Consider the following 24791-nt stretch of genomic DNA (forward strand, 5'->3'; position numbering starts at 1 on the left):
AATTATTCGTTTGAATTCTATATCATAAACGGGAAGTGTTGCCATAATTTTGCTTATATAATTTAAATCACATACCATCATGAAATTTAGAAAATTAGGAAACACAGAAGAGCAGTTATCTGCCATTGGTTTAGGATGCATGGGAATGAGCTTCGCCTATGGCCCTGCAGATGAACAGGAAAGTATCAATACCTTACATAAAGCTTTGGATTTAGGAGTGAATTTTTGGGATACAGCAGATATGTATGCCAACGGAGAAAATGAAAAGTTGATTTCCAAAGTTCTGGTTCCGAATCGTGATAAGATTTTTATCGCTACCAAGTTCGGGTTCAGGTTTAAAGACGGAAAAGCCAGTCACAGCGGAGCTCCCGGAACCTATTTTGACGGTTCGCCGGAGTGGATTAAGCAAGCCGTAGACTTAAGCCTTCAAAGACTGAAAATAGATACGATAGATCTGTATTATGCCCACAGAATTGATCCAAATATTCCTGTTGAGGAGACCGTAGGAGCAATGGCAGAGTTGGTGAAAGCAGGAAAGGTGAGATATCTGGGATTGTCTGAGGCTTCTCCGGAATCTATCAGAAAAGCAAATGAAATCCATCCTATTACAGCTTTGCAGTCGGAGTATTCTATCCTCACGAGAGATGTGGAAAAAGAAATTTTATCTACAATCCGCGAGCTTGGAATTACATTGGTTCCCTATTCACCGTTAGCAAGAGGGCTCTTTGCCAATATCAATGAAGCTCAGAATTTCGCAGATGATGATTTCAGAAAATCATTACCGAGATACCAGGCTGAAAGTCTCGAAAATAACAGGAATTTAGCAAAAGAATTCAATGATTTAGCAGCTTCAAAAGGAGTGAAGGGAACACAGCTGGCTTTAGCATGGGTGCTTAATCAAGGGGATGATATTATTCCGATTCCCGGAACAAAACGGATCAGGTATCTGGAAGAAAATATCGATGCAATCAACATCAGCCTTTCACCATCCGATCTGGATGCCATTGATGCCATCCTGAAAAAATATCCTAATACAGGAGAACGATACAACGAAGGCTCAATGAAACTTGTTAATAACTAAGATATAAATATTAAAATCCGGGTTCCTGATTCATTCAGGAATCCTGTTTTTATGAAAAGATGTAATGAGAGAAAATGAGAACTCTTAAAGAAAAAAATCAGTTTATAGCTACTGTTTTAGCTTTTGCGGTGATTCCGATGTCCGGTCTGGCAACGGATATTTATCTTCCCTCCATGCCGAGTATGGCAACAGAGCTTCATTTACCGGAAAGCAGTATTCAGCTTACTTTATCCATATTTTTAATAAGTTACGGATTGACGCAGTTTTTCGCAGGAAGCGTAGTGGATTCATTCGGACGATATAAAGTGTCTGTCTTTTCCCTGGCTTTATTTGTCGTTACCTTTCTGATTACGGCAATGACCCAGAATATTATTGTTATTTATGCAATGCGGGTATTACATGGTGTTTTATCCGGTTTTGCAGTCGTTTCCAAACGGGCTTTCTTCGTCGATGTATATGAAGGGGAAAAACGGAAGCATTATTTAAGTATCATGACCATTGTCTGGTCGGTAGGCCCCATTATAGCTCCTTTTATAGGTGGATACCTACAGAAAAATTTCGGATGGCAGTCTAATTTTTATGTTTTGGCAGGATATAGTTTATTGCTTTTGATTTTAGAACTGATTTTTTCAGGCGAAACTTTAAAAATAAGAAATCCGTTTCATATTGATTTCCTCATAAGAGAATACAATACCATGTTCAGGGCCAAAGACTTTTTCTATGGAATGCTGATGTGTGGACTGAGTTATGCAATGGTGATTTTTTTCAATCTTTGCGGAGCCTTTATCATAGAACACAAAATGGGGTATTCTGAAGTGATTGCAGGTTATGTATCACTGATTCTGGGATTGGCCTGGATGACAGGTGGTTTCTTAGGAAAAGCATTAATCAATAAAGCATTTCTTCCTAAAATCCGGTATGCCAATTTTATTCAGCTTATCTTGATTATTTCAATGTTTGCCTTCTCCTATTATATAAGCAATATTTATAGCTTGGTGGCATTTGCATTTGCCATTCATGTAACGGCAGGATTTATATTCAATAATTATTTTTCATACTGTATCGGAAGATTTCCCAATTCAGCAGGGATTGCCGGCGGTCTGACCGGTGGAGTCGCTTTTATCATCACATCAGCGGTAAGCTATGGAATTGTAGCGGTCATTAAGCCTGAAATTCAGCTGCAGGTTGCCGAAGGATATTTTGTATTAGGTGCTTTAGGATTATTGATCCTGAGCATGATAAAATTAAGAAAAGCACATATTTGATATGAACAGAAGAGCACTTTTAAAAAACGGACTTTTAGCAGGAGCTTTCAGTGTAATTCCTTTTACGGGAGCTTTTGCCAATACTCAAGAAATGATTTTGAACCAGGAAAACGATCTTTCAGGATTCAAAAAAATACAACTCGGAGAGCTTGAACTTTTTATTCTCACAGACGGATATATTCATGAAGAGAATTTATTGTCCTTTGCCCCACGTGGAAATGTAGCTGAATTAAAAGCTATCCTTAAAGATAACTTCCGTTCTGAAGATTTTATCGATATGGCGATGAATGTTCTGCTCGTTAAAACTAAAAACAGACTTATTTTAATGGATACAGGAATGGGGATTTTTGCCGATGCCAGAACCGGATTTCTGTTAAAAAGTCTGAAAAAAGCGGGGTTTTCACCTGCAGATATTACAGATGTATTTTTATCCCATGCGCACCCTGACCACATTGGTGGAGTAGTGGATAAGCAGGATAAATTGGCTTTTCCTAATGCTAATTTGTTCATTTCCAAAATTGAACATGATTTCTGGATGAAAGCCACGGTCAAAGATTTCAGCAACAGTGCTTTAAAAAACCAACCGGAGTTTCTGAATCAGATCATTCCGGCTGTTCAGAATATTTTAAAGATCATTAAACCTAAACTGAAATTTTATGACCTTGAGAAATCATTGTACGATCATTTCAGTTTTCAGCTGGCTCCGGGGCATACTCCCGGACTTACCCTGGTGAATATTGTCTCAGGGAACGAAAAATTATTGTATATCGCAGATCTGATACATTCAGATGTGGTTCTTTTCCCGCATCCTGATTGGGGATATTTCGGGGATACCGATCTGGATATTGCAACAAAATCACGAAAGAAAGTCCTTACTCAACTGGCTGAATCTAAAGCCAGGGCCTTTGCCTATCATTTGCCATGGCCGGGATTGGGTTTTACAAAAAAGAATGCCGGCGCATTTGAATGGTTCCCGGAAAGCTTTATGAATTAAAAAGATCAGATCAAATGATTAAGAATATTAAGGCTAACCTCGCGTATTTCGTAAATGTATGATAGTTGATCACAATGGATTAAGCATTTTTAGTTGTTTCAAGACGAAAAAGAAAAAATTTTTATTATTAATTTAAATTTTCTACGACATAGTTTCAAAGATAAATCCTCTCTACCGGGAGGATTTATTTTTAATTAGATCGTTTTGCAGAATCAGAATTTTAATTGCTTAATCTTACAGCTTATTGAACTAATCCCCTTAATATTTCTTTCAAATAACACAAATAGATCAGCGTTACATAGGTGTTATTCATGAAGCTATTTTGGATCGTCTGTGGTTAAAAACTATATTTCTCCAAAGACCAATTCAGGGCTGTAAAGCTTCCTGAACATCACATAAGTAACGGAAAGCACCGCAAATGCTACAATGGCATCAATCGTTGCCGGAAACCCGAGGATAGCTATTTTGGAGAAGAACGCGAAGATAATGTCAAAGAACATTCCTGCAAATACCCACTCTTTAAGCCTTAGCAGTTTATTAGGAATCAGAAGAACTGTAATACCTGAAAGTTTAAAGACCCCAAGAATGTAAATAAAGTGGGCAGGATATCCCAATTGTTGGGTAATATTCCAAACCACAGGGTTTTTTGTCAGTTCAAAGAAACCGCTTGCTCCAAACCAGAGTGACATAAAAATAACGCCTGACCAATAGATGATTTTTGTTGTTTTTGTTTTCATTTTTTTATTGTTTAAGTTGTTTAATGTTTATATTTTTTTGTTGATCGCAAGGGCTCAAAGAATTAAGATGATGTCTTTTAAGCACAGGAAAATCATAGATTTTTAATTTTATATATTCCGCAGTACCTCTTCAGTATTTTTGTCATTCCGCAGGAATCCAAGCCCTTCAATCTTATCCATAATTTTTTATTACAGATTAAAATCCTTGTTTCCTACAGCATGATGTATGTAATGAACCTTGCAACTTCGCGTGCGACAAATTTTCTAGTTAAATAATACTTTTGCAGAACCCGTGATTTCCCCGGTTTTAGTATTCTGAAGAAACCCGATAACTTCCCAGTCATTAGCATTGGAATTTTCAGGTAATGGGAAGCCGGTTGTCCCTTCCAAGCCATTTTTCAGGGAGATTTGGTTTTGTTTGCGTACAATCTGCCAATGGATTAAGTGACGTCCTTCATTTTCTCCCTTAGCAACATTTGTAGTGGATTTTTTTTCTACTAAAGTGATCAGCAGCCTGTTTTGAATATTTGTATCTGACACTTTATAATGTACATTAAGCATGTTTGAAAGAGCAGATGCCGTTAAATCTATTCTGATATTTTTTGTACTGCTTAATGCCGTAGAGATTGAATTTTCTGCAGCATTTCCATCCGAACCTACAAACTGCTGTTTTCCGTTGACAATAAGCTGTGGAGTATAAACCTGTGAATTGAGTACTCTGCTGTACTGTTGCTGACGTTCAGAATTTTCCGGAGTACTGAAGCGGTCTTTCCATCCGAGACGGTTCCAGTAATCAACGTGGTAGGCTAAAATATAAACCGGTTTTCCTTTCCACTCCTGATTGATCTGTCCTATCAGTGCGTCTGCCGGCGGACAACTGGAGCAGCCTTCAGATGTGAATAATTCCAGAACGGCAAAACCATTGTTTCCGGAGATGTTATTTTGAATTTTCCTGTCTGTGCTTTTCGTTTGTACAAATGCGGAAATGATGAACATTAACGCTACCAGTGCACCTGCTGTAAATAGTTTTCTAGAGATCATTTCTTTTAATTTTGATCAAAAGTAGACATCCGGAAGAGGCAAAAGAATACAAAAAAGGCTCAACCAGACAATTTTAAAGGTGACCCCGGAAAATATAAAGTTGAATTTTTTTGTTGATTAACGGTCTTCAAGCCAGGAGAAAAAGCTGTGTGTTTTTTCCTTGTTGATAAGCAGTTTTTCAGGAGTTTCCACGGAAAGCTTAACATAGATTTTCCTTTGGAAATAATGTTCCATTTCTTTGATGGCACTGAAATTAACGATATACTGCCTGTTGACCCGGAAGAATTGTTTGGGAGAAACAAGCTCAGCTACCTGCCCTAAAGATTGGCTCAGGGGAAACTGTTGCTTGTTAAAAGTAACGAGATGGGTTATTTCATTGTGAATATAAAAATATGCAATGTTTTCAGTTAGAATAGTTGTGTATTTCTGATTTTTAAAAACCAGGAAACTGCTCTTGGCCGTGGTTTGAGGCTGACTTATTTTTTGAAGAAGAGCTTCCAGATCCGGAAGTTCCTTTTTTTGAAAGAATTTTTTCAGTTCGTCAACCTTTCTTAAAGCTTCTGCGATATCCTCGCGTGAAAACGGTTTTAAAACATAATCGACACCCTTGCTTTTAAACGCATCCAGCATATACTGGTCAAATGCCGTACAGAACACCACCGGACAGGTAATTTCTACCTGCTTAAAGATTTCAAAAGAAAGCCCGTCCGAAAGATGGATGTCCATAAAGATGAGGTCCGGTTGATGATCTTTGGAGAGTGCTTCCACACTGGTTTCTATGCTGTCATAGACTCCGGTGAGAGAGGCTTCGGGCTTTAATTCTTTGATTAAATTCTGCAGTGATTTTGCAGCTCTGAATTCGTCTTCAATAATGATGATATTCATGGATTAAAGGAAGTTTTATTTGAAAAATATGGTTGCTGTCTGTGATATCAATTTCCTGCATTAGCAAATGTTTGTAACGCATATTTACATTGTTCAGGCCGACCCCTAAAGAATCTTCGGCTACCAATTTGCGCTGTATCGGGTTTTCAACAATGATCTTTTGATCAGAACTGTATATTCTGATATGCAGCGGTTTGCTTTGTGAAACAATATTGTGCTTGATACAGTTTTCTATCAATAATTGTAAAGTAAAAGGCGGAATCAATGTTTTTAACGTTTCCCCATCTAATAATGCATCGGTAAAGGTAAAACCATCACCAAAGCGGGCTTTTTGGAGGAAAAGATAGGCGTTGAGTATTTTCATCTCTTCCTGAACCGTAATAAGATCCAGCTTTCTGCTTTCCAGGGTGAAACGGTAAAAATCTGATAATTTGATGATAAAGTCTACTGTTTCTTCATCATGCGTTTCAACCATTGATTTTAAGGTGTTGAGACTGTTGAAAAGAAAATGTGGATTAACCTGCTGTTTCAGTAGTTCATACTGGGCACCGAGATTATCACTTTTAACTTTTTCCAGTTCAAGATGAACCTGCTGTCCGGCATAATTGTTTTGAACCAAATTTAAAAACATATAAAATACAAGGTTGATCAGGATTCCTCTTACTTCTACCATAAGCATCACCGGGCCAAAATTAATATGGGATAAGATCAGTTGCTGTACCCATGCAAGGCCAAACATGACTACCATTCCCAGTGCCAGTACAATTAAAAGCCTGGAATAGGAAATTCCCTGACGTCTTTTAGCATTGCGGTTCATCATATAAATATTGAGATACCACATCACAACGGCAAATGCGCTTGTAATTGCGGCATTTACAACAGCTTCCGGCAGATTGAAATTATGGGAGGCAAGTTGGGGAACAGATGAAAGGACTCCCAGAAAAATGGAACTTATCCAGATAACAGCCTGTGATATTTTTATTTTTTGTTGCTGCATTAAAAAATTACGGATTTTAAAAATGTTAAATTAATATTTTTAAATGAAATTATGAGAAAAGAGTATTGAAAAAGTGAATGGGGGATAGTCAATCTATGGTCTTACAACAGGTTTGTAAGTCATGATATATTGTATTCTTTCTTCTTTGTCGGGATGAATTGTCTCTTTTCCTGACAGATTCTTTTCCTCATAAGAAATGGTTCCTTTCTGATCTGCCTGAACGGTTTCTATTTGTAAAAGTTCACCTGTTATCGTACCTCCAGTATATTGCGGATTCTCATGATATTTCCAGGTAACCAGCTTTAATTCTGATCCTTTGCCGGGACGGGTATTTCCGGCGGATAAAGACTGAAGAGCTTCCCGGTTTCCATATAATGCAGACATGGTTTCCTTGTTTGGATTCAGTGAATTGGAAATAAAATGAAGGTTTCCGGGATTAAAAACAATACGTTGCAAATCTTTATTCGGTTCATCAATTTTGCATGCAGTGAATATGGTTAAGCTCGACAGCAGCATGAATACTATTTTTTTCATTTTTTCTGAAGGTTTTTAATTAATCTTTCTGTATTTACTTTCATAGGGACATCAAACAGGTATCCTGTTTTTTCAGCTAACTGGCGATGACAGGCGATGCAGGATTCTTTTGCAAAAGAAGCCGTTTCCCCGGTTGGGTGGAGATCCCTTCCTGAAAATTTAGCAAAACCCCAACCTTCAGTATCCGTATATTTTTTTGAATCTTTCACCATGAACTGGGCATTGACAAATTCTCCCGGTCTTATTTCTCCATCAGGTTGTTCCTGTTGTTTCCAAACCGATTTGACAACGATACTCCCATCCGGCCATGGGTGAAAATTTTCTGTTTCCACTGCTTTTACCGCAATATCATTTCCATAGATAACCCGGATAGAATGGTCAAACAGAGTGCTCATGCTGATCACTTTCCAGTTTTTAAAATCCGGGGTATATTTTACACCGTTTGGAGATACCGGAAGGTTTTCCGGGCTTGTAACTGAACCTGTTTTTATATCCTGATGCGGATCTTTTTCTTCTTTTTTTACCGGTGCCGGTGCAATTCCTGACAGAGAAAGGGTGTACTTCCTGATCACTTCAATATCCTTATTTGAAATTTTGGCTGAAGGATGGAGTAATGTATATTTATGAAGCGGCATTTTACCGGCCTGCATCATATTCAGAATCGCATACATATTCCCTTTGTGTTCTCCCGGGGAAAGTTTTTCCCATTCCGAAAAATTCATAACTTCTCTGGCTCTTTCCACATCTTTATTGACGGCCCAGGAAATGGGAGCAAGCTTGTCATACCAGTTAAGTTTTTGTTCGTTGGAATGACAGTTAAAGCATGATTTTTCCAGAATAGCAATCACTTCACGCGGCGCCTCAATTTTACCGGTAACAGGTCTCCCCTCGATAGGCTTGTCGAAGAGCTGTAACCCTGCAAAAATTCCCAATACAGCTAAAAATAGAATAGCAACGGGTCTTACCGTTCTTTTTTTCTTTATTGAATCCATAATAGTTTTTGTTTTTTATGGCTCAAAAGTAAAGACAGAAAAGAAGGTTTGAAATCCAAAGAAAGCTCAACCGGACCAATTGAATGGTGAACCCGGAATTTTTTGGACTCAACAGGTAAAATAAAAAATACCGGAAATAATAATTGCCGGTATTTTTAAATGGATAAATTTTTACAGTACCATTCCGCCGTCAACGATGACTTCAGTTCCGGTAATAAAGCTTGAAATATGATCATCAGATAAATAAACCACCAGCTTGGCTATATCTTCTGCAGTTCCCATTTTCTTTAACGGAATTTCGTTGATCAGCCAGTCATTAATTCCTTCTAAAGTTTTTTCATCTAAGCCGGCCTTGTTCATGATTTCAGTTTTTGTAGGGCCCGGGCTTACCATATTGACTCTTATTTTTCTTGGAGCCAATTCGGCGGCAGCTGTTTTAGCGATGGAATTCAATGCGGCCTTGCTTGCCTGGTAAACCGAACTGTTAGGTTTATGGGTAGAAGCGACAATGGATGATAGAACCACTACTGATGCACCATTATTCAACAAAGGAATAAGCTTGCTTAAAGTGAAATAGGCCCCTCTGAAATTGACATTCATTACGCTGTCGAAATTCTCAGTATTCATGTTTTCAATAGAACTCAAGGTTCCTGTAATCCCGGCATTGATAAACAGAATATCAACTTTGCCATATTGACTTTCTATTTCTTTGCATAGCATATTAATATCTTCCAGATTAGATTGGTCTGCAATAAACGGGATTGCTCCCAGCTCTCCGGCTGCTTTTTCCACTGCTTCTTTTCGCCTGCCTGTAATGATTACTTTTGCACCTTCGGTGATTAATTCTTTTGCTGTTGCATACCCGATCCCGCTGTTTCCGCCGGTTACTATAGCGAGCTTGTGATCAAACTTATTCATTTCTTTAAATTTTTTTGACAAAGTTATTTCAAATTGGTATACTTTTGTAATCAGTATAACAGAGTATACCAGTATCATCCATTATATCATTTAACTTTGCAGATATGGAAAGAGACCAGACCGAAGAATTGAGAGCTTTGCAGGATACCCTTTATTTTATCGGGGGAAAATGGCGGATTCCTGTGATTAATGCAATTTGTAACGGCAACAGGCGTTTCCGTGAGATTGAAAGAAGCATCCCCGGAATCACGACAAGAATGCTTTCAAAAGAGCTGAAAGATATGGAGCTGAATAAACTGGTGAAGCGTACCGTTTACCCGGATACACCGGTTTTAATTGAGTATGAACCTACAGAATACTGCAGAACTTTCGGGAAAATTATAAGTGAAATGATCAATTGGGGAAGAGAGCACCGGAGGGTGATTGTGGAACAGAAAGAATTTTAAGCAGTTGATTTTATTAAAAGATTAAAATTATATTAATGGGAAGGGGTTTTTAATCCGTTTTCTATTTTTATTAAAACTGAGTTCCTTCACATTTTTTCATGGATAAAAAAGATTAGGTCAATAAAAAAGCTCCTTAGTCTTAATAAGGAGCTTTATATTATTCCGGGGATTAAATTCCGTCAATAATTTCATTTAAAACAGTGCTTGGTCTCATTGCCGCGTATGTCTTATACGTGTCAGTTTTATAGTAGCCATCAATATCCTGAGGTTTCCCCTGAGCTGCAATTAATTCTTCATTAATTACCGCTTCGTTTTCCTCCATTGCCTTTGCAACCGGAGCAAACTGAGCCGCCAGTTCAGCATCAGCAGTCTGGTTAGCCAGAGCTTCAGCCCAATACATAGCTAAATAAAAGTGAGAACCTCTGTTGTCGATTTGTCCTACTTTTCTTGCGGGAGATTTATCAGTAGCTAAGAATTTAGCGTTGGCTTCATCCAAGGCATCCGCTAAAACCTGGGATTTCGTATTTCCCTGGGTCTGGGCTAAATGTTCCAAAGAAGCCTGTAAAGCCAGGAATTCTCCTAAAGAATCCCATCTCAGATAACCTTCTTCCAGGAATTGTTCAATATGTTTAGGGGCAGAACCTCCGGCTCCTGTTTCAAATAAGCCACCACCATTCATCAACGGAACAATAGAAAGCATTTTTGCAGAAGTTCCAAGCTCTAGGATAGGGAAAAGATCGGTTAAATAATCTCTCAATACGTTTCCTGAAACAGAAATCGTATCTTTTCCTTCTCTTGCTCTTATTAAAGTTTCAGTCATGGCATCTTTCACATCAAGGATTCTGATGTCAAGGCCTGTAGTATCATAATCTTTAAGGTATTTTTCTACCTTTTTGATAATTTCTCTGTCATGAGCTCTTCCTTTGTCTAACCAGAAAATTGCAGGTGTATCAGAAAGCCTTGATCTGTTTACTGCTAATTTTACCCAATCCTGGATCGGAGCATCTTTGGTCTGGCACATTCTGAAAATATCACTTTTTTCTACCTTTTGGGAAAGAAGAATATTCCCTGCTTCATCCTGAACTTCAATTGTTCCGTCAGCGGTAGCCTGGAAAGTTTTGTCATGAGATCCGTATTCTTCAGCTTTTTGAGCCATTAAACCTACGTTTGGAACAGAGCCCATTGTTGTAGGATCCAGTTTTCCGTGAGCTCTCATATCATCAATTACAGCCTGATAGAACCCTGCATAAGAACGGTCCGGAATGATCGCTACCGTATCTTCTTCCTTACCTTCCTTATTCCACATTTTACCGCCACCTCTTACCAAAGCAGCCATAGAAGCATCAACGATGATATCAGAAGGCACATGGAAGTTGGTAATTCCTTTATCAGAATTTACCATGGCTACTCTTGGTCCGTTCGCTAAAGCTGTTTCAATAGCAGCTTTAATTTCAGCCTCCTGGGCATTCCCTTTGATTTTTTCAAAAAGATCGGCAAGCCCATTATTAGGGTTGATATCCAAAGACTTGAAAGTATCGGCATATTGAGTGAAAACATCTTTGAAGAACGTTTCTACAATTGCTCCAAAAATAATAGGATCGGAGATTTTCATCATTGTAGCCTTAAGGTGCGCAGAAAGAAGCACATTTTTATTTTTAGCTTCTTCAATAGCTTCCTGTACAAAAGCTTTCAGGGCTTTCAGGTTCATTACAGAAGAATCGATAACTTCTCCGGCCTGAAGGCCTGCAAAATCTTTCAGTAAAGTTTCAGAACCGTCATTTCCCTTGAATACGATTTTATATTTCGTAGCATTTTCAAGAGTGGTTGACGTTTCAGTACCATAGAAATCTCCGCTGTTCATATGGGTAACATCAGTTTTGCTGTCAGAAGCCCAGTCACCCATTCTGTGCGGGTTTGCTTTAGCATAATTTTTAACAGCTTTCGGAGCACGTCTGTCAGAATTTCCTTCTCTCAATACAGGATTTACAGCACTTCCCAAAACCTTTGCATATTTAGCTTTAATTGCTTTTTCTTCATCATTTTTAGGCTCTGCAGGATAATTTGGAACTGCGAAACCTTTAGATTGTAATTCAGCAATAGCTTCATCCAGCTGAGGTGCTGAAGCTGAGATATTCGGTAACTTAATGATATTGGCATCCGGTGTTGTAGCCAGCTGGCCCAGTTCAGCCAAAGCATCACCAATTTTCTGGTCGTCTTTTAAAAATTCAGGGAAGTTGGCTAAAATTCTTCCTGCCAGAGAAATATCCGGAACCGCAATTTCGATATTTGCTGATTTTGTAAATGCTTTTACAATAGGTAAAAAGGAGTGTGTAGCCAGCATTGGAGCCTCATCCGTTAATGTGTAATAGATTTTTGATTTTTCTGACATTATACTGTTATTTATTATTTGAAATTTTAAAGTCCCACAAATTTAGTTAAAATTTAATTTTTTCAGATTAATCCTAAACAAGATTTTCCACTTTAAGAATTATTTAACCATTATTTCAAAGAAAATACTGCCCAATTTGAGTAAATTTGAAAAACTTAAAAAATAAAATTATGTCAACGACTATCACTTTAAAAGGAAATGAAGTACATACCATAGGAAGACTTCCGGCAGTAGGAAGTACAATCAGAGATTTTGCGCTGGTAGATTCAGGTTTAAATGTAAAAACTCTTGAAAATTTTGAAGGAAAAAGAAAAGTATTCAATATTTTCCCAAGTATTGATACGCCTACTTGTGCAGCTTCTTCCAGAAAATTCAATGAAGAGGCTTCAGGCTTAGATAATACGGTGGTGATTAATGTTTCTAAAGATTTACCTTTTGCATTGGGAAGATTCTGTGCTGCTGAAGGTTTGAATAATGTTGAAACGCTTTCAGATTTCAGGAGCAGCTTCGGGGATGATTATGAAGTGACCATTACAGATTCTCCGTTGAAAGGGCTTTTAAGCCGTGCTGTGATCGTTGCAGATGAAAATAATAAAGTACTTTATACAGAACAGGTTTCTGAAATTGCAGATGAGCCTGATTATGAGGCTGCATTATCAGCTTTAAAATAAGCATATAGACATTTAGTTTCTGTAAAATGAGGGGCTTTTGGAAGTTTTTTGACTTAGCCGCTTCCGCATTCCAGATCTGAATAATAAATTGTTTATAAGCCTTGTGATATTGTATGCAATTTCACAAGGCTTTTTTATTTAAAAATTTAAGTTGAAATGGTAAAAAGAATTGTAGCCAATATAAAGGCCGATGACCTGTCGAAAGCAGATCGGTTTTATCATGAGATTTTAGGTCTTGAAACCATGATGAACCATGGCTGGATTAAAACTTTCAGAAACGATGAAGAATCAAAAGTTCAGATCAGTTTTGCCATTCAGGGTGGAAACAATACGCAAGTTTCGGATCATAAACACAAAGACCTGGTATTCTGCTCCATTCATTAACTGGCTTTAAATGCCAAACAGTATTGATGTTAAAAAAAACACAAATATTATTGTGAAAATTAGTATTAATCGATTAGTGTAATAAGTAGTAGATTAATATTGATTCAGATCATCAAAATTTTATAATATTAAAGCTAACTTTACCCTCCAAAATAATTTTATCATTTAGCACGTTTGCTATAAAAAAATTAAATGAAACGCTCAGGAACCGCAGATCTACCTCTACACTACGGCAAAGTACCTATTTGGCTGTATGAACGTATGTCTGCGCTCGGGCTTTCGATTATTGAAGTAATTCTGACGGATTACGGTAAAGATGAGGTTCTTCGCCGGCTGGCTGATCCTTTTTGGTTCCAGAGCTTTGGGGCGGTAATGGGAATGGACTGGCATTCCTCAGGAATTACAACTTCCGTGATGGGAGCCCTGAAGCGTTCCGTTAACCCCAATTCGCAGTCACTCGGAATTTATATTTGCGGGGGAAAAGGCAAATTTTCCAGAGATACCCCGTCAGAATTAATCCAGATTGCGGATAAAACAGGCTTAAACGGAACTGAGTTGGTAAGGGCAAGCAAACTTTCTGCAAAAGTGGATAACACAGCTATTCATGATGGATATCAATTGTACCTGCACAATTTTATACTGGCTGATAACGGAAGCTGGAGCGTGGTTCAGCAGGGAATGCATGAATCAGACGGAACAGCAAGACGTTATCACTGGCATTCAGAAAATATAAAATCTTTTGTTGAAGAACCGCACACCGGAATCAATGGGATTTCCAGAGGGAAAATCCTTAACCTTACCGATTCGGAAGCTTCAGAAAACAGAAAAGGTATCCTGGAAATTTCTCATACGGATTCTGCGGAAATCATGAGTGATTTTTCAAGACTGATTCTTCCCGCACACCATGACGTTCGGGCTGCTGAAGTAGATTTAAAGCGTCTTGGAGCTCTCTTATACGTGACCCGGGAGCGGCAGCTTCAAAACTTCGAAGATTTGTTACTTTTAGAAGGGGTAGGCCCACGAACCATGCAGTCTTTGGCTTTGGTAAGTGAAGTGATTCACGGCGCACCTTCGAGATTCAAAGATCCGGCAAGATTTTCCTTTGCCCATGGTGGAAAAGACGGCCATCCTTTCCCGGTTCCCACCAAAGTATTCGACCAAAGCATTAATATTCTTAAATCCGGAATTGAAAAATCGAAGCTTGGGAATTCTGATAAACTGAAAACATTGAATAAGCTTCATCAGATTGTTGCTGCAACAGAAAAAGATTTCACCCCGGATTTTGATATTCAGCAGGTGATTGAAGAAGAACGCCAGAACTCATGGAGATTTGGAGGAAAAACAGTTTTCGGAGACGCTGAAAAACCCGGGAAGCCGATTCAATTGTCTTTATTTTAGTTTAGCAGGCTTATCATTTTTCTCAAGCTTCATACGTGGGAGATTTACTGTAAACTCAAAACAGGAATTGTTTAATTTTTATAAAAAGACAAAATCCTTTGATTTATAGTTTGTTATTGATTAAATTTAAATAGTTTTATTAATTTGTTTAATTTTTTTTTCTCAATTACCATAAAAATTCTATTTTTAAAATCTTAAAAAACATTCACCTGATGAGCAGCAAATCTTTGGAAATCTGTTATGATTTTCCATTTTTCTTATCGGAAGAGCTTGAAGAAATATTTCAGGCTCATGAAAAAGTAGCATTTCAAAAAGGAGATTTCATTCTTGAAGAAGGAAAAACTGCAAATGAATACTATATTCTGGAAAAAGGCCTGGCCAGATCTTATGTGAATGATTTTAACGGAAACGAAGTGACCACCCACTTTTTTGTGGAAAACGAAATCATTATCGAAGTTTCCTCTCTTTTTCAGAGAATTCCTACTCAGGAAAATATCGTCTGTATCACCGATTGTGAATGCTGGAGATTTGACTTTGATACTTTTCAGGAATTATTCCATAAAATCCCTAATCTCAGGGAATGGGGAAGGGCATGGATGTCACACCAGCTTTTCGTTTATAAGCAACGTTCGGTAGAGATGTTCACTCTTTCCGCCACAAAACGTTATCTTAATCTCATGGAACAGAAATGCCAGGTGATACAATTTGCGCCTTTGAAACAAATCGCTTCCTACCTTGGGGTTACCGATACTTCCTTAAGCAGAATCCGTAAAGAACTGGTCTCCCACCCGAAGAAAAATTAAATCTTGTCTTATGGCAAGTTGATTTTCATATCGACTTAGTAATTTTGAGTTAAAGTTTAACACTAAAAATTATTAAAATGAAAATCAACCAGATTTATGTAAACCTCCCAATAAAAGATGTTCAAAAAACAAGAGAATTTTGGACAAAATTGGGGTTTTCTATTAACGAACAGTTCTCTGATGAGAAAGCTATCTGTGTAGTAATGAAAGAGGATTATATTTACGCGATGTTTTTGAATGAAGAATTTTTCCAGACCTTTACAAACAGACCTGTTGCAAAAGGAGATACAACCCAGACATTGCTTGCCATTGGTGTGAACAGCCGTGAAGAAGTTGACAATATGGTGAAGACTGCCATTGAAAACGGAGGCTCAAAATACAGCGAACCCCAGGATCACGGATGGATGTATCAAAATGCTTTTTCAGATTTAAACGGGCATCAGTGGGAAGTGATGTTTGCTGATGTTTCACAGTTTCCTGCAGAATAACCAATCAATAGTTTTAATTAAAACTAACATTAAAAAAATTATAAAATGAAAATCAACCAGATTTATGTGAATCTTCCGGTAAAGGATATTCAAAAAACAAAAAACTTCTGGACAAAAATCGGATTCTCAATCAACGAACAGATTTCTGATGAGAGAGCAGTTTGTATAAAGATGAGTGACAATATTTACGTAATGTTTATAACGGAAGAATTTTTCCAGACTTTATCTGAAAGGCCGGTTCCAAAAGGCGATACCACACAGGTTTTGGTGGCGATCAGTTTAAACAGCCGTGAAGAAGTTGATAAAGTGGTAAACACTGCTGTAGAAAATGGCGCTTATCAGCATGAAGAACCCCAGGATTACGGATGGATGTATCAAAACTCTTTCTGGGACATCAACGGGCATGGATGGAATGTTACATTTACAGATATTTCTCAACTTCCTGCAGAATAATCCTGATTTAAAGAACTAAACCATAATCTATAAATACTGAATATATGGAAACAAAATCCAACGATATTGAAATTATAAAAATTCAGTTGACCAGCAATTACAAAGTTATTTCATTGAATATGGAAGGGATTACCAATGAAGAATCAATGATTTTCCCGAATGGTGAAGCCAATTGTATGAACTGGATTTTTGGCCACTTAATTTACATAAGAAATGCATTTCTGAATGTTTTGGGAGAAGAATCTGTTTGGGATAATGAAAAATTTTCCTGCTATAACAGAGGGGAAATTCCTTTAAACAGAAAAGAAGAGTTCGTCACTTTTGAAGAATTAAAATCTTATTTAAAAGAATCTCAGGATAAGCTGGAAGCAAAGCTCAACATTCTTGAAAGTTTTGTTCCTGAAACGGTTGAAGATATTTCAGTTTTATCCTATCATGAAGCATACCATAGCGGACAAATGGGGTATCTCAGAAGAATCCTCGGAAAGCCCGGAGCAATAAAATAAATCTGTGTTTTCCGTAAGATTAATTCCAACACAGAGCTCACAAATATTTTTCACAAACAACTCCAATCATCTGCAGAATTTGTGAGAGAAAACTACTAAAATATCTGTGTAAATTAAGTTCGACGAAGCAAAATCAAAGAGATACAAAAAATAAAACAAAATAAAATGGACACACCAAAATCAAAAAAATTAGACATTATTATTCCGGCTTATCGGGGACACAGTCAGAATTTTCTGATGGTTCTCGATGGAATTTCTGAAGAAAATGCACTGAAAAGAATTGAAGGTAGAACCAATCATATCGTTTGGATGGTAGGCAATTTCCTTGATATGCGTTATGCACTGGGAAATATATTCGGGATCAGTGAAGAATTTGAATACAAAGATTTTTTCTTTCAGGGAAAAGCATTGGATGAAACTATAAAATACCCTTCTTTGCAGTAGCTTAAAGATGATTTTCACAAAATTTCGCCCCTTGTTTATCAGAAATTGCTTGAAGTTTCTGATGAAGAATTGGATAAAGCTTTCTCCATGGGAATGAATATTGATTTTTTCCCTGAAACCGTACTGAATTTTGTTGGCATGTGCATAGGCCGTGAAGATTATCTGTGCGGACAGATCGGACTGATGCGCAGAATTCTCGGATACGAAGGAATGAAATACGACTTTGACAAAGATCTTAAATATTGATCAATGAATCCGGTTGAAAAAGGATATAAGCAGGTGAATGGAATCCAGATGTATTACGAGATCTATAGTTCCGGAAAACCTTTGGTATTGATTCATGGAGGCGGCTCTTCAATCCAATTTGATTTTAAGGAAGTGATTTCAAGACTGGAAACTCAGTTTCAGCTCATCGGAATCGATCTGCAGAACCATGGGATGACAGAACACCGGGATATTCCTGAAACTTTTGAACAGGATGCACACGATGTCGCAGGCCTTTTAAAAGAACTGAATACTGGAAAAGCTTCATTCTGGGGCTTCAGCAATGGTGGAAATACAGTGATGCAGATTGCACATCTTTATCCTGAAATGATGGAAAAACTTGTTGTCGCTTCTTCATTTTTTAAAAGAAACGGAATGATGGACGGCTTTTTTGAGTCCATGGCGGAAGCTACATTAGAATCAATGCCCGAACCTCTTAAAATCAATTTTTTAAACTTGAATCCCGACTTTTCAAAGCTTGAAAACCTCTTTGACAAAGACAGCAAAAGAATGCAGACTTTCAAAGACTGGGATGAGAAAATTTTAACATCAATACAGTGTCCCACATTATTTATTTCAGGAGATAAAGATGTTATAAAGCCTGAACATATTGTGGAGATGTGGCGTCTGGTCAAAGGGGCTCAGTTAATGATCCTTCCGGCAACCCATGGTTCCTATATGATGGCAGATTTCGGGGGAAATACTGATGAGAATCTGATCAGCTTAACAACGAACGAGATACAGAAATTCTTAAACCACTAAGATTTTTGTCAAGATTTAGATTATTCTGACTTATTCTTAACGACTTACTGATCCTTAATGGCTCAACATTAAACATAATATTAACTTTTAAAAATTAAATATCATGGCTAAATTAAATCCATACCTGAATTTTGACGGAAAAGCTGAAGAAGCTTTCAATTTCTACAAATCTGTTTTCGGAGGAGAATTCCTTGGCGAAGTTCATAAAATGGGAAATGCTCCCGGAACTGAAAACTTGTCCCAGGAAGAAAAAAACAGAGTAATGCACATTGCTCTTCCGATTGGGGGAGACTTATTGATGGCTTCAGATATTGTTCCGGGATTCGGACAAAGCCTGACCGTTGGAAATAACAATTATGTTTCTATTTTCCCTGAATCGAGAGATGAGGCAGACCGTCTTTTTAAAGGGCTTTCTGAAGGCGGAAACATAGAAATGCCAATTGAAGACCAGTTTTGGGGAGATTATTTCGGAAGCTTTCAGGACAAATACGGTGTTCATTGGATGGTGAACTATAACGAAGGATATACAAAATAATCTTATATTTAACTAATTTTATAAAGGGTAACTGGATTTCCGGTTGCCCTTACCCATCAAATTAAAAAATAAAACTATGGATCCTGTTAAAATTGACATTACAATTCTGTCACCTGTTGAGAAGGTTTGGGATTATTTTAATGCTCCCCGACATATTACGAAATGGAATTTTGCTGATGAATCCTGGCAGTGCCCTGCCTCTGAAAATGACCTAAGAGTCGGCGGGAAATTCAAAACCCGGATGGAAGCAAAAGACAAAAGCTTCGGATTCGATTTTGAAGGAATTTATGACGAGATTATTCCCAATGAAAAAATAAAATACCACCTTGAAGATGGGAGGAAAGTAGAAGTGGTTTTTGATAAATTGGATGACGGTACAACAAAAGTTACCGAGATTTTCGATCCTGAGAAACAAAATTCTGTGGAAATGCAGCGTGAAGGGTGGTATGCCATTCTTAACAATTTCCATAAATATGTTGAAAGTCACTAAAAATTTTTCTGCAATCATGATCAATTTAATCATAATGGCAAAATGTTTAAGCTCCATTTGCGCTGTTAATCATGTTGCCAATGGTAATTTTCTTGAAGGGATTCTGGCAATGCCTGCAAGACGGGCTTTGGAAAAAGAGAAAATTGATTCTTTGGAAAAGCTTTCAGACTATTCCGAAGAAGAGATTATGCAGCTCCATGGTTTCGGAAAGAATGCAATGGCGAAACTGAAAAATCATATGAACGAGCACCAGGTTTCTTTTAAAACATTAAACTAAAGCATACAGGTAAAGACATAAGTTCGGCTGTCTGTTTTAGGATAATTTCTCTGGTTGGAAGTGGCGATTATTGTGTCATTGACTTCCTCGGATTCTTAATACACAAACAGACACAAGGAAACAATGGCTTATTAAACTTTAATGATTACGCTATAAACTATTTAAATCACCCTTAAATTTAAAATCATGAATAACGATATTTTCCCATGTCTCTGGTATGGCGGAGATGCAAAACAGTCCGCAGAATTTTATACCGGAGTATTCGACGGAAAAATAACTGCAGATACACCGGTTGTGATGAATATTGATCTTTTCGGTCAGAAAATAATGTTACTTAATGGTGGTCCTCAATTTGAAAAAAATCCTTCAGTTTCTTTCATGGTAATCTGTGAAACAGAAGATGAGGTTCAGAAATACTGGGACCAGCTGTTGGATGGCGGAATGGCTTTAATGGCTTTAGATTCCTATCCGTGGAGTAAAAAATATGGCTGGGTTCAGGACCGTTACGGAGTTTCATGGCAGCTGTTTTTCGGTGAAAAACAAAATGACCAGAAAATAGTTCCGACCCTGATGTTCATGCACGAAAATAGTGGAAAAGCCATGGAAGCCATGGAATTCTATACCCGGACGTTTCCTGATTCAACAATTGGAAATGTTTTAAGATATAAAGATGGAGGGGAAGAAGCGGGGGAAACCCCTGAAAATGTTAAGCATGCCCACTTTATAATCGACGGTTATAATTTTTATTGCATGGATTCTTCATATGATCACAAGTTTGATTTCAATGAAGGTATTTCAATCGTGATAATGACAAATGACCAGGAGCAAACTGATTATCTTTGGAATACGCTTACCTCAAACGGAGGAAGAGAAAGCATGTGCGGATGGCTGAAAGATAAATACGGCTTGAGCTGGCAGATTGTCCCTAAAAGGCTGATTCAGCTGATGAGTGATCCGGATCAGGAAAAAGCTCAGAAAGTGGTTCAGGCAATGATGCAGATGCAGAAAATCATCATTAAAGATCTGGAAGAAGCATATCAGTCTTAATTTTTTCGGCTTGCTGTTTGATGCTATTTAGAAAAAGATTTGCTTATGAAAACACAGAACAAGTCAAAATCTAAATCAAAAGTCCCTAAAGAAGGACTGTTCCCTGAAATCATCCGTGAAAACTACCGGGGAAGTAAAAAGCTTCTCGACAAAAAAGCCGTCATTTCTGGTGGAGACAGTGGAATAGGGCAGGCTGTAGCAATACATTTTGCAAGAGAGGGAGCAGATGTTGCCATCATCTATAAAGAAACTGATAAAGATGCCAGGGAAACCCTGAAACTGGTAGAAAAAGAAGGGCGGAAATGTATTTTGCTGAAAGGTGATATTTCCAAAAAAACTTTCAGAACTAAATGCATAGACCGGATCAGGAAAGATTGGAAAAACCTGGATATTCTGGTTAATAATGCAGGGGTTCAGTTTCCTGAAAATGATATTGAAAAAATTTCCGATGATCAGATTAAGGAAACTTTTAATGTCAATATCATTTCGATGATTGCATTCACGCGGGATTTTTTGCCTTTAATGAAAAAAGGAGGCAGGATTATCTGTACAACTTCGGTTACTGCATACCGTGGAAGTGATCACCTGATTGATTATTCTGCAACGAAAGGGGCTATTGCAACTTTTATCCGTTCGTTGGCGACCAACCTTGCAGAAAAGAAAATTTTAGTCAATGGAGTTGCCCCCGGACCGATCTGGACACCTCTTGTAAAAGAAACATTCGATGATCTTTCAACCTTCGGAAAAGATAACCCTATGAAAAGAGCAGGGCAGCCTTCGGAGGTAGCTCCGGCTTTTGTTTTTCTGGCTTCGGAGGATTCCAGTTTTATTACCGGTGAAATTATTCATATTAATGGAGGAGACTTTGTAGGAGGGTGATATTTTAAATTTATCTTTAAACCGTAAAGTCATAAAAGCTTAGCATAAGCTGAAATCTCACAACATTAAAAACAAAAACATGGAAACATTATTGTATGAAGTTCAAATCAATGCAAGTCCGGAAAAAGTATGGGATGTATTGTGGAGCGAAATTACCTACAGGCAATGGACCACAGCTTTCACAGACGGTTCTTTTTACCAGGGAACACTGGAAGAAGGAAGTATCGTGAAATTTTTCGATCCAAATAACAACGGAATGTACAGCCGTGTTGAAAAAAATATACCTAATAAAGAAATGAAATTCTTACATCTCGGTGAAATTTACGATGGAGTGGAAAGCCCACAGGATTGGGGCGATGCCACAGAAACTTATATTCTGGAAGAAACCGAGGACGGAACCAGGCTGAAAAGTGAAATTCACTCACCTGTTGAGTTTATTGCATTTTTTGAAGATAAATTTCCAAAAGCTTTGGGAATTGTAAAGAATTTATCTGAAAACCAACTTTAGCATCTAAAATTCCCCTCCTCCGGAGGGGTGTCAAATCTTTGATTTGACGGGGTGGTTCAGATTCAACTCAATAAAAACCAACCAAAAAAAATTAAAATATGGAAACATTATCGTACGAAACAATAATCGATGCACCTTTACAGAAAGTATGGAACATCTTGTGGAGCCCTGAAACCTATGGAGAATGGACAAAGTTCTTCAGTCCGGGTTCTCAGATGAAATCCGATTGGAAAGTAGGCGGAAAAACTTATTTCCTTAATGCGGAAAACGAAGGAATGGTTTCTACCATTGACAGTCTTGATGAACCCAATCAGATTGTATTTAAACATCTGGGAATGGTAGATAAAAATGGAGTAGAAGATACTCAAAGTAAAGAAGTCATGGAATGGAACGGAGCTTTTGAAAAATATTTCCTGATCGATTTTGACGGAAAAACCAAACTCCATGCTGAAGTGCAGATTGAAAAAAACTGGGAAGACCATATGAATACCGGTTTTACAAAAGGCCTGGAGGTGGTTAAAAACATGGCTGAAAAGAATTAGTTTTAAAAGTTTTTTTATTCTGTGAAAATCTGACAAAAGATATATGAAGCTACTGGCAATTCTTTTCGGAACATTTATCCTGGCTTTATTGGGAACAAAAGTGTTTCAGGGAAGCTGGGATTTTTTATTTTCCGGAAACCTTGGGATGACGGTATTCATCATTTTTACAGGATTATCCCATTTTAAGTTCCAGAAAGGGATGGCGATGATGATTCCTGGTTTTATTCCTGCTAAAATGTTTTGGGTATATTTTACAGGAGTCATTGAAATTGCCGCAGGAATCGGCTTGATGATTCCTTTCCTTCGTGAAACTACCGCAATCCTGCTGATTATTTTTTATATTCTGGTTTTTGTTGCTAATATCAACGCATCGAAAAAAAGAGTAAATTTATTCAAAGCAGATTATACAGGCCCCGGAATGGGCTATCTTTTTAAAGAAAGGCTTCCGATGCAGATTATTTTAATTGCATGGACCTGGTATTTCGGGATTTATTTAAATTAACTGACAAATTTTCACCCTTATAAAAACGGAAAGTATTTTGCTTTCCGTTTGTTGTTTTATAATTAATGAGCTTTTATTGAGATTCTTGCATAATGACAGGCTTTATTTTGATTTTTAAAGTTTTAATGAAATCAATGAAAATACTGTGGATAGAAGAAAAAGCTTAAATTCATAAAAATATTTTAAATTTATTAAAGTAAAATAAAAAGACTGATCGTCATAGCAATATGGAGGTTGTCGAAAAAATATCAATGCCACAGAAAGAGAAAGAAAGTATCATCTCACAAACCGTTTCAAAGTACGGCGGTAAGCTGATGTCTTTCATTCGTCCCAAAGTGAAAAATACCGAGGATGCAGAAGATATTTTGCAGGAGGTATGGTATCAGTTCAGTAGTCTTACCAATCTTTCGGAGATTGTGAATGTAGGCGGATGGTTGTACAGAGTGACCGCCAATAAAATCACAGACCGCTACCGCAAAAAGAAAACAGAAAACCTTGAAGATTTTGTATATGAAGATGAAGACGGCAGTTTTTCTATAAAAGATATACTCCTGCTGGATGAAAGTGCAGGTCCGGAAGTAAAAATGTTCCAGGATGAAATCTGGAAAAAATTATTCGAAGCCCTGGAAGAGCTTCCTGAAAAACAAAAGCTGGTGTATATAGAAAATGAACTGAATGACAAAACTCTTCAACAAATTGCCGATGAACAAGGCGAAAATATAAAGACAATCATCAGCAGAAAAAATTACGCAGTGAAACATCTGAGAAACAGATTGAGAAGATTATACGAAGATTTAAATAGTTAGTAAAGAAGAAAGTTATGAATTATAAACACAAAAAAGGTTGGATTTTTTTAATATTATGTCCACCATTGATTTTCCTTGGGGTTACATGGATCGTAATGGCCCTCTGGAATTGCCTGCTTCCCGATATTTTAGGGGCGAAAACAATTACTTACTGGCAGGCGATGGGAATATTGGTTTTAAGTAAAATTCTTTTCGGAGGATTTCATTTCGGAAAAGGGATGAGAGAATTTAAGGAAAAGAAGATGATGAGAGACAGAATGATGAGCCTATCTCCGGAAGAAAGGGAAAAATTCAAAGAAGTCTGGAAAGACAAATGTTCAGGAGGTTTTTTCAACAGACACAACAGAACAAACGAATAATAAAAATTTTAGAAGTAGTAAAGTAAAATTAAAATTTATTCGTCTATATAAAAAACAGGAAGTAGTAAAATTTAAAATTTTGAAAAATGAAAAATTCAACATTAAAAGGTGCTCTGGGAGCATTAGCCGTTGTGGGTGTAGCATTAGTTGCTAAGAAAATGGCAGAAAGAAAAAGATTTGTAAAAGGTATTTTTGATGAATATGGAATCAAAGAAAGATCGCCTTTCGGTCTTGCAGATAAAATCAGAGAAATGAATGATGAGCAGTATCAGGAATTAAAAGGTAAGTTTAAAAAAGAATTTGCTTCAAGATGCTGCAGGAAAGATGAAATTTACGAAGCGTAAGTTTTCAAAGCTAAATTGAAATTGTTTAATTCCGGCGCGGGAAGCAGAGC

33 protein-coding genes are annotated in these 24791 nt (G+C 37.4%); 25 read left to right on the top strand and 8 right to left on the bottom strand.

Translation table 11 applies throughout. From position 1 onward, the window contains the following. Positions 1-79: 79 nt before the first annotated feature. The 3 genes from PMI13_RS02165 to PMI13_RS02175 all read left to right on the top strand — a co-directional run bounded on the left by PMI13_RS02165 (position 80) and on the right by PMI13_RS02175 (position 3340). Positions 80-1081 (top strand): aldo/keto reductase, encoded by a 1002-nt coding sequence (locus PMI13_RS02165; RefSeq protein ID WP_007840200.1) that lies wholly within the window; start codon positions 80-82, stop codon positions 1079-1081. A 74-nt stretch (positions 1082-1155) separates the two neighbouring features. Then, positions 1156-2346, top strand: coding sequence for an MFS transporter (locus tag PMI13_RS02170; protein ID WP_007840202.1), 1191 nt, complete (start codon positions 1156-1158; stop codon positions 2344-2346). Position 2347: 1 nt separating this feature from the next. Beyond that, entirely contained in the window at positions 2348-3340 is a 993-nt protein-coding gene (locus PMI13_RS02175; RefSeq protein WP_007840204.1) for an MBL fold metallo-hydrolase, read from the top strand. 344 nt (positions 3341-3684) lie between these two features. Here the strand turns inward: PMI13_RS02175 and PMI13_RS02180 are convergent, their stop codons facing one another. From PMI13_RS02180 to PMI13_RS02210, 7 genes are all read right to left on the bottom strand, one after another. Continuing rightward, positions 3685-4077: a DoxX family protein gene (locus tag PMI13_RS02180; RefSeq protein WP_007840211.1), complete on the bottom strand. Its 393-nt coding sequence runs from the start codon at positions 4075-4077 to the stop codon at positions 3685-3687. Positions 4078-4341: 264 nt separating this feature from the next. Next, positions 4342-5118 carry a DUF1223 domain-containing protein gene (locus PMI13_RS02185; RefSeq protein WP_007840212.1) on the bottom strand — a complete coding sequence of 259 codons (777 nt, stop codon included), beginning with the start codon at positions 5116-5118 and terminating at the stop codon, positions 4342-4344. 117 nt (positions 5119-5235) lie between these two features. Next, positions 5236-6003: a LytR/AlgR family response regulator transcription factor gene (locus tag PMI13_RS02190; protein ID WP_007840213.1), complete on the bottom strand. Its 768-nt coding sequence runs from the start codon at positions 6001-6003 to the stop codon at positions 5236-5238. Then, a complete protein-coding gene (locus PMI13_RS02195) occupies positions 5984-7000 on the bottom strand; it encodes a sensor histidine kinase (protein ID WP_007840214.1) in 1017 nt (338 codons plus the stop codon). Before PMI13_RS02195 ends, PMI13_RS02190 begins: the two co-directional genes overlap by 20 nt. Before the next feature lie 93 nt (positions 7001-7093). After that, positions 7094-7534 (bottom strand): hypothetical protein, encoded by a 441-nt coding sequence (locus PMI13_RS02200; protein WP_007840215.1) that lies wholly within the window; start codon positions 7532-7534, stop codon positions 7094-7096. Next, complete coding sequence (locus tag PMI13_RS02205; RefSeq protein WP_007840216.1) at positions 7531-8526, bottom strand: heme-binding domain-containing protein; 996 nt, start codon at positions 8524-8526, stop codon at positions 7531-7533. Before PMI13_RS02205 ends, PMI13_RS02200 begins: the two co-directional genes overlap by 4 nt. A 171-nt stretch (positions 8527-8697) precedes the next feature. Next, positions 8698-9444, bottom strand: a complete 747-nt coding sequence (locus PMI13_RS02210; protein WP_034670922.1) for an SDR family oxidoreductase — start codon at positions 9442-9444, stop codon at positions 8698-8700. 104 nt (positions 9445-9548) lie between these two features. Here PMI13_RS02210 and PMI13_RS02215 point away from each other — a divergent pair, with 104 nt between their 5' ends. Continuing rightward, entirely contained in the window at positions 9549-9890 is a 342-nt protein-coding gene (locus tag PMI13_RS02215) for a winged helix-turn-helix transcriptional regulator (RefSeq protein WP_007840220.1), read from the top strand. A 169-nt stretch (positions 9891-10059) separates the two neighbouring features. On the opposite strand, the gene PMI13_RS02220 is transcribed toward PMI13_RS02215, so the two are convergent. Continuing rightward, a complete protein-coding gene (locus PMI13_RS02220) occupies positions 10060-12279 on the bottom strand; it encodes an NADP-dependent isocitrate dehydrogenase (RefSeq protein WP_007840222.1) in 2220 nt (739 codons plus the stop codon). Positions 12280-12449: 170 nt separating this feature from the next. On the opposite strand from PMI13_RS02220, the gene tpx reads away from it, so the two are divergent. From tpx to PMI13_RS02320, 21 genes are all read left to right on the top strand, one after another. Beyond that, complete coding sequence (gene tpx / locus PMI13_RS02225; RefSeq protein WP_007840224.1) at positions 12450-12950, top strand: thiol peroxidase; 501 nt, start codon at positions 12450-12452, stop codon at positions 12948-12950. Positions 12951-13106: 156 nt separating this feature from the next. Beyond that, entirely contained in the window at positions 13107-13334 is a 228-nt protein-coding gene (locus PMI13_RS02230) for a VOC family protein (RefSeq protein ID WP_007840226.1), read from the top strand. Between the two features lie 192 nt (positions 13335-13526). Further along, on the top strand, positions 13527-14732 hold the full coding sequence (locus tag PMI13_RS02235; RefSeq protein WP_007840228.1) for a DUF763 domain-containing protein: 1206 nt from the start codon (positions 13527-13529) through the stop codon (positions 14730-14732). A 212-nt stretch (positions 14733-14944) separates the two neighbouring features. Continuing rightward, positions 14945-15535 (top strand): Crp/Fnr family transcriptional regulator, encoded by a 591-nt coding sequence (locus tag PMI13_RS02240; RefSeq protein ID WP_007840230.1) that lies wholly within the window; start codon positions 14945-14947, stop codon positions 15533-15535. A 77-nt stretch (positions 15536-15612) separates the two neighbouring features. Beyond that, the gene (locus PMI13_RS02245) at positions 15613-16023 is read left to right on the top strand and encodes a VOC family protein (protein ID WP_007840233.1); all 411 of its coding nucleotides are present in this window, start codon (positions 15613-15615) and stop codon (positions 16021-16023) included. Between the two features lie 45 nt (positions 16024-16068). Beyond that, the gene (locus PMI13_RS02250) at positions 16069-16476 is read left to right on the top strand and encodes a VOC family protein (RefSeq protein WP_007840235.1); all 408 of its coding nucleotides are present in this window, start codon (positions 16069-16071) and stop codon (positions 16474-16476) included. 44 nt (positions 16477-16520) lie between these two features. Continuing rightward, positions 16521-16982 (top strand): hypothetical protein, encoded by a 462-nt coding sequence (locus PMI13_RS02255; RefSeq protein WP_007840237.1) that lies wholly within the window; start codon positions 16521-16523, stop codon positions 16980-16982. A gap of 165 nt (positions 16983-17147) precedes the next feature. After that, on the top strand, positions 17148-17426 hold the full coding sequence (locus PMI13_RS21460; RefSeq protein ID WP_007840239.1) for a hypothetical protein: 279 nt from the start codon (positions 17148-17150) through the stop codon (positions 17424-17426). Between the two features lie 45 nt (positions 17427-17471). Continuing rightward, positions 17472-17672, top strand: coding sequence for a hypothetical protein (locus PMI13_RS21465; protein ID WP_238536263.1), 201 nt, complete (start codon positions 17472-17474; stop codon positions 17670-17672). A 3-nt stretch (positions 17673-17675) separates the two neighbouring features. After that, positions 17676-18452, top strand: coding sequence for an alpha/beta fold hydrolase (locus PMI13_RS02265; protein WP_007840243.1), 777 nt, complete (start codon positions 17676-17678; stop codon positions 18450-18452). Positions 18453-18555: 103 nt separating this feature from the next. After that, on the top strand, positions 18556-18987 hold the full coding sequence (locus tag PMI13_RS02270; RefSeq protein WP_007840253.1) for a VOC family protein: 432 nt from the start codon (positions 18556-18558) through the stop codon (positions 18985-18987). Positions 18988-19063: 76 nt separating this feature from the next. Continuing rightward, positions 19064-19477 carry an SRPBCC family protein gene (locus PMI13_RS02275; RefSeq protein WP_007840255.1) on the top strand — a complete coding sequence of 138 codons (414 nt, stop codon included), beginning with the start codon at positions 19064-19066 and terminating at the stop codon, positions 19475-19477. A gap of 16 nt (positions 19478-19493) precedes the next feature. Beyond that, positions 19494-19754: a helix-hairpin-helix domain-containing protein gene (locus PMI13_RS02280; RefSeq protein ID WP_007840257.1), complete on the top strand. Its 261-nt coding sequence runs from the start codon at positions 19494-19496 to the stop codon at positions 19752-19754. A gap of 186 nt (positions 19755-19940) precedes the next feature. Further along, on the top strand, positions 19941-20801 hold the full coding sequence (locus PMI13_RS02285) for a VOC family protein (protein ID WP_007840260.1): 861 nt from the start codon (positions 19941-19943) through the stop codon (positions 20799-20801). Between the two features lie 45 nt (positions 20802-20846). Beyond that, positions 20847-21680 carry an SDR family oxidoreductase gene (locus PMI13_RS02290; RefSeq protein WP_007840261.1) on the top strand — a complete coding sequence of 278 codons (834 nt, stop codon included), beginning with the start codon at positions 20847-20849 and terminating at the stop codon, positions 21678-21680. A 79-nt stretch (positions 21681-21759) separates the two neighbouring features. Continuing rightward, the gene (locus PMI13_RS02295) at positions 21760-22188 is read left to right on the top strand and encodes an SRPBCC family protein (protein WP_007840264.1); all 429 of its coding nucleotides are present in this window, start codon (positions 21760-21762) and stop codon (positions 22186-22188) included. 98 nt (positions 22189-22286) lie between these two features. Beyond that, positions 22287-22730 (top strand): SRPBCC family protein, encoded by a 444-nt coding sequence (locus PMI13_RS02300; RefSeq protein WP_007840266.1) that lies wholly within the window; start codon positions 22287-22289, stop codon positions 22728-22730. Positions 22731-22773: 43 nt separating this feature from the next. After that, complete coding sequence (locus PMI13_RS02305; RefSeq protein ID WP_007840273.1) at positions 22774-23232, top strand: DoxX family protein; 459 nt, start codon at positions 22774-22776, stop codon at positions 23230-23232. Positions 23233-23483: 251 nt separating this feature from the next. After that, a complete protein-coding gene (locus PMI13_RS02310; RefSeq protein ID WP_007840275.1) occupies positions 23484-24038 on the top strand; it encodes an RNA polymerase sigma factor in 555 nt (184 codons plus the stop codon). Positions 24039-24052: 14 nt separating this feature from the next. After that, positions 24053-24397 carry a hypothetical protein gene (locus PMI13_RS02315; RefSeq protein ID WP_007840277.1) on the top strand — a complete coding sequence of 115 codons (345 nt, stop codon included), beginning with the start codon at positions 24053-24055 and terminating at the stop codon, positions 24395-24397. Between the two features lie 86 nt (positions 24398-24483). Next, on the top strand, positions 24484-24741 hold the full coding sequence (locus tag PMI13_RS02320; protein WP_007840278.1) for a hypothetical protein: 258 nt from the start codon (positions 24484-24486) through the stop codon (positions 24739-24741). Positions 24742-24791: the final 50 nt, after the last annotated feature.

It is taken from the genome of Chryseobacterium populi (genome assembly GCF_000282115.1).
GTDB classification, from domain to species: domain Bacteria; phylum Bacteroidota; class Bacteroidia; order Flavobacteriales; family Weeksellaceae; genus Chryseobacterium; species Chryseobacterium populi.

Bases quoted from the DNA above. Each gene is read 5' to 3' on its own strand.
- PMI13_RS02275 (WP_007840255.1), top strand. From the start codon at position 19,064: ATGGATCCTGTTAAAATTGACATTACAATTCTGTCACCTGTTGAGAAG.
- PMI13_RS02185 (WP_007840212.1), bottom strand. From the start codon at position 5,118: ATGATCTCTAGAAAACTATTTACAGCAGGTGCACTGGTAGCGTTAATG.
- PMI13_RS02235 (WP_007840228.1), top strand. From the start codon at position 13,527: ATGAAACGCTCAGGAACCGCAGATCTACCTCTACACTACGGCAAAGTA.
- PMI13_RS02195 (WP_007840214.1), bottom strand. From the start codon at position 7,000: ATGCAGCAACAAAAAATAAAAATATCACAGGCTGTTATCTGGATAAGT.
- PMI13_RS02300 (WP_007840266.1), top strand. From the start codon at position 22,287: ATGGAAACATTATCGTACGAAACAATAATCGATGCACCTTTACAGAAA.
- tpx (WP_007840224.1), top strand. From the start codon at position 12,450: ATGTCAACGACTATCACTTTAAAAGGAAATGAAGTACATACCATAGGA.
- PMI13_RS02240 (WP_007840230.1), top strand. From the start codon at position 14,945: ATGAGCAGCAAATCTTTGGAAATCTGTTATGATTTTCCATTTTTCTTA.
- PMI13_RS02320 (WP_007840278.1), top strand. From the start codon at position 24,484: ATGAAAAATTCAACATTAAAAGGTGCTCTGGGAGCATTAGCCGTTGTG.
- PMI13_RS02215 (WP_007840220.1), top strand. From the start codon at position 9,549: ATGGAAAGAGACCAGACCGAAGAATTGAGAGCTTTGCAGGATACCCTT.
- PMI13_RS02280 (WP_007840257.1), top strand. From the start codon at position 19,494: ATGATCAATTTAATCATAATGGCAAAATGTTTAAGCTCCATTTGCGCT.
- PMI13_RS02270 (WP_007840253.1), top strand. From the start codon at position 18,556: ATGGCTAAATTAAATCCATACCTGAATTTTGACGGAAAAGCTGAAGAA.
- PMI13_RS21460 (WP_007840239.1), top strand. From the start codon at position 17,148: ATGGACACACCAAAATCAAAAAAATTAGACATTATTATTCCGGCTTAT.
- PMI13_RS02175 (WP_007840204.1), top strand. From the start codon at position 2,348: ATGAACAGAAGAGCACTTTTAAAAAACGGACTTTTAGCAGGAGCTTTC.
- PMI13_RS02210 (WP_034670922.1), bottom strand. From the start codon at position 9,444: ATGAATAAGTTTGATCACAAGCTCGCTATAGTAACCGGCGGAAACAGC.
- PMI13_RS02285 (WP_007840260.1), top strand. From the start codon at position 19,941: ATGAATAACGATATTTTCCCATGTCTCTGGTATGGCGGAGATGCAAAA.
- PMI13_RS02265 (WP_007840243.1), top strand. From the start codon at position 17,676: ATGAATCCGGTTGAAAAAGGATATAAGCAGGTGAATGGAATCCAGATG.
- PMI13_RS02220 (WP_007840222.1), bottom strand. From the start codon at position 12,279: ATGTCAGAAAAATCAAAAATCTATTACACATTAACGGATGAGGCTCCA.
- PMI13_RS02200 (WP_007840215.1), bottom strand. From the start codon at position 7,534: ATGAAAAAAATAGTATTCATGCTGCTGTCGAGCTTAACCATATTCACT.
- PMI13_RS02170 (WP_007840202.1), top strand. From the start codon at position 1,156: ATGAGAACTCTTAAAGAAAAAAATCAGTTTATAGCTACTGTTTTAGCT.
- PMI13_RS02245 (WP_007840233.1), top strand. From the start codon at position 15,613: ATGAAAATCAACCAGATTTATGTAAACCTCCCAATAAAAGATGTTCAA.
- PMI13_RS02310 (WP_007840275.1), top strand. From the start codon at position 23,484: ATGCCACAGAAAGAGAAAGAAAGTATCATCTCACAAACCGTTTCAAAG.
- PMI13_RS02230 (WP_007840226.1), top strand. From the start codon at position 13,107: ATGGTAAAAAGAATTGTAGCCAATATAAAGGCCGATGACCTGTCGAAA.
- PMI13_RS02250 (WP_007840235.1), top strand. From the start codon at position 16,069: ATGAAAATCAACCAGATTTATGTGAATCTTCCGGTAAAGGATATTCAA.
- PMI13_RS02190 (WP_007840213.1), bottom strand. From the start codon at position 6,003: ATGAATATCATCATTATTGAAGACGAATTCAGAGCTGCAAAATCACTG.
- PMI13_RS02290 (WP_007840261.1), top strand. From the start codon at position 20,847: ATGAAAACACAGAACAAGTCAAAATCTAAATCAAAAGTCCCTAAAGAA.
- PMI13_RS02305 (WP_007840273.1), top strand. From the start codon at position 22,774: ATGAAGCTACTGGCAATTCTTTTCGGAACATTTATCCTGGCTTTATTG.
- PMI13_RS02205 (WP_007840216.1), bottom strand. From the start codon at position 8,526: ATGGATTCAATAAAGAAAAAAAGAACGGTAAGACCCGTTGCTATTCTA.
- PMI13_RS02165 (WP_007840200.1), top strand. From the start codon at position 80: ATGAAATTTAGAAAATTAGGAAACACAGAAGAGCAGTTATCTGCCATT.
- PMI13_RS02295 (WP_007840264.1), top strand. From the start codon at position 21,760: ATGGAAACATTATTGTATGAAGTTCAAATCAATGCAAGTCCGGAAAAA.
- PMI13_RS02315 (WP_007840277.1), top strand. From the start codon at position 24,053: ATGAATTATAAACACAAAAAAGGTTGGATTTTTTTAATATTATGTCCA.
- PMI13_RS02180 (WP_007840211.1), bottom strand. From the start codon at position 4,077: ATGAAAACAAAAACAACAAAAATCATCTATTGGTCAGGCGTTATTTTT.
- PMI13_RS02255 (WP_007840237.1), top strand. From the start codon at position 16,521: ATGGAAACAAAATCCAACGATATTGAAATTATAAAAATTCAGTTGACC.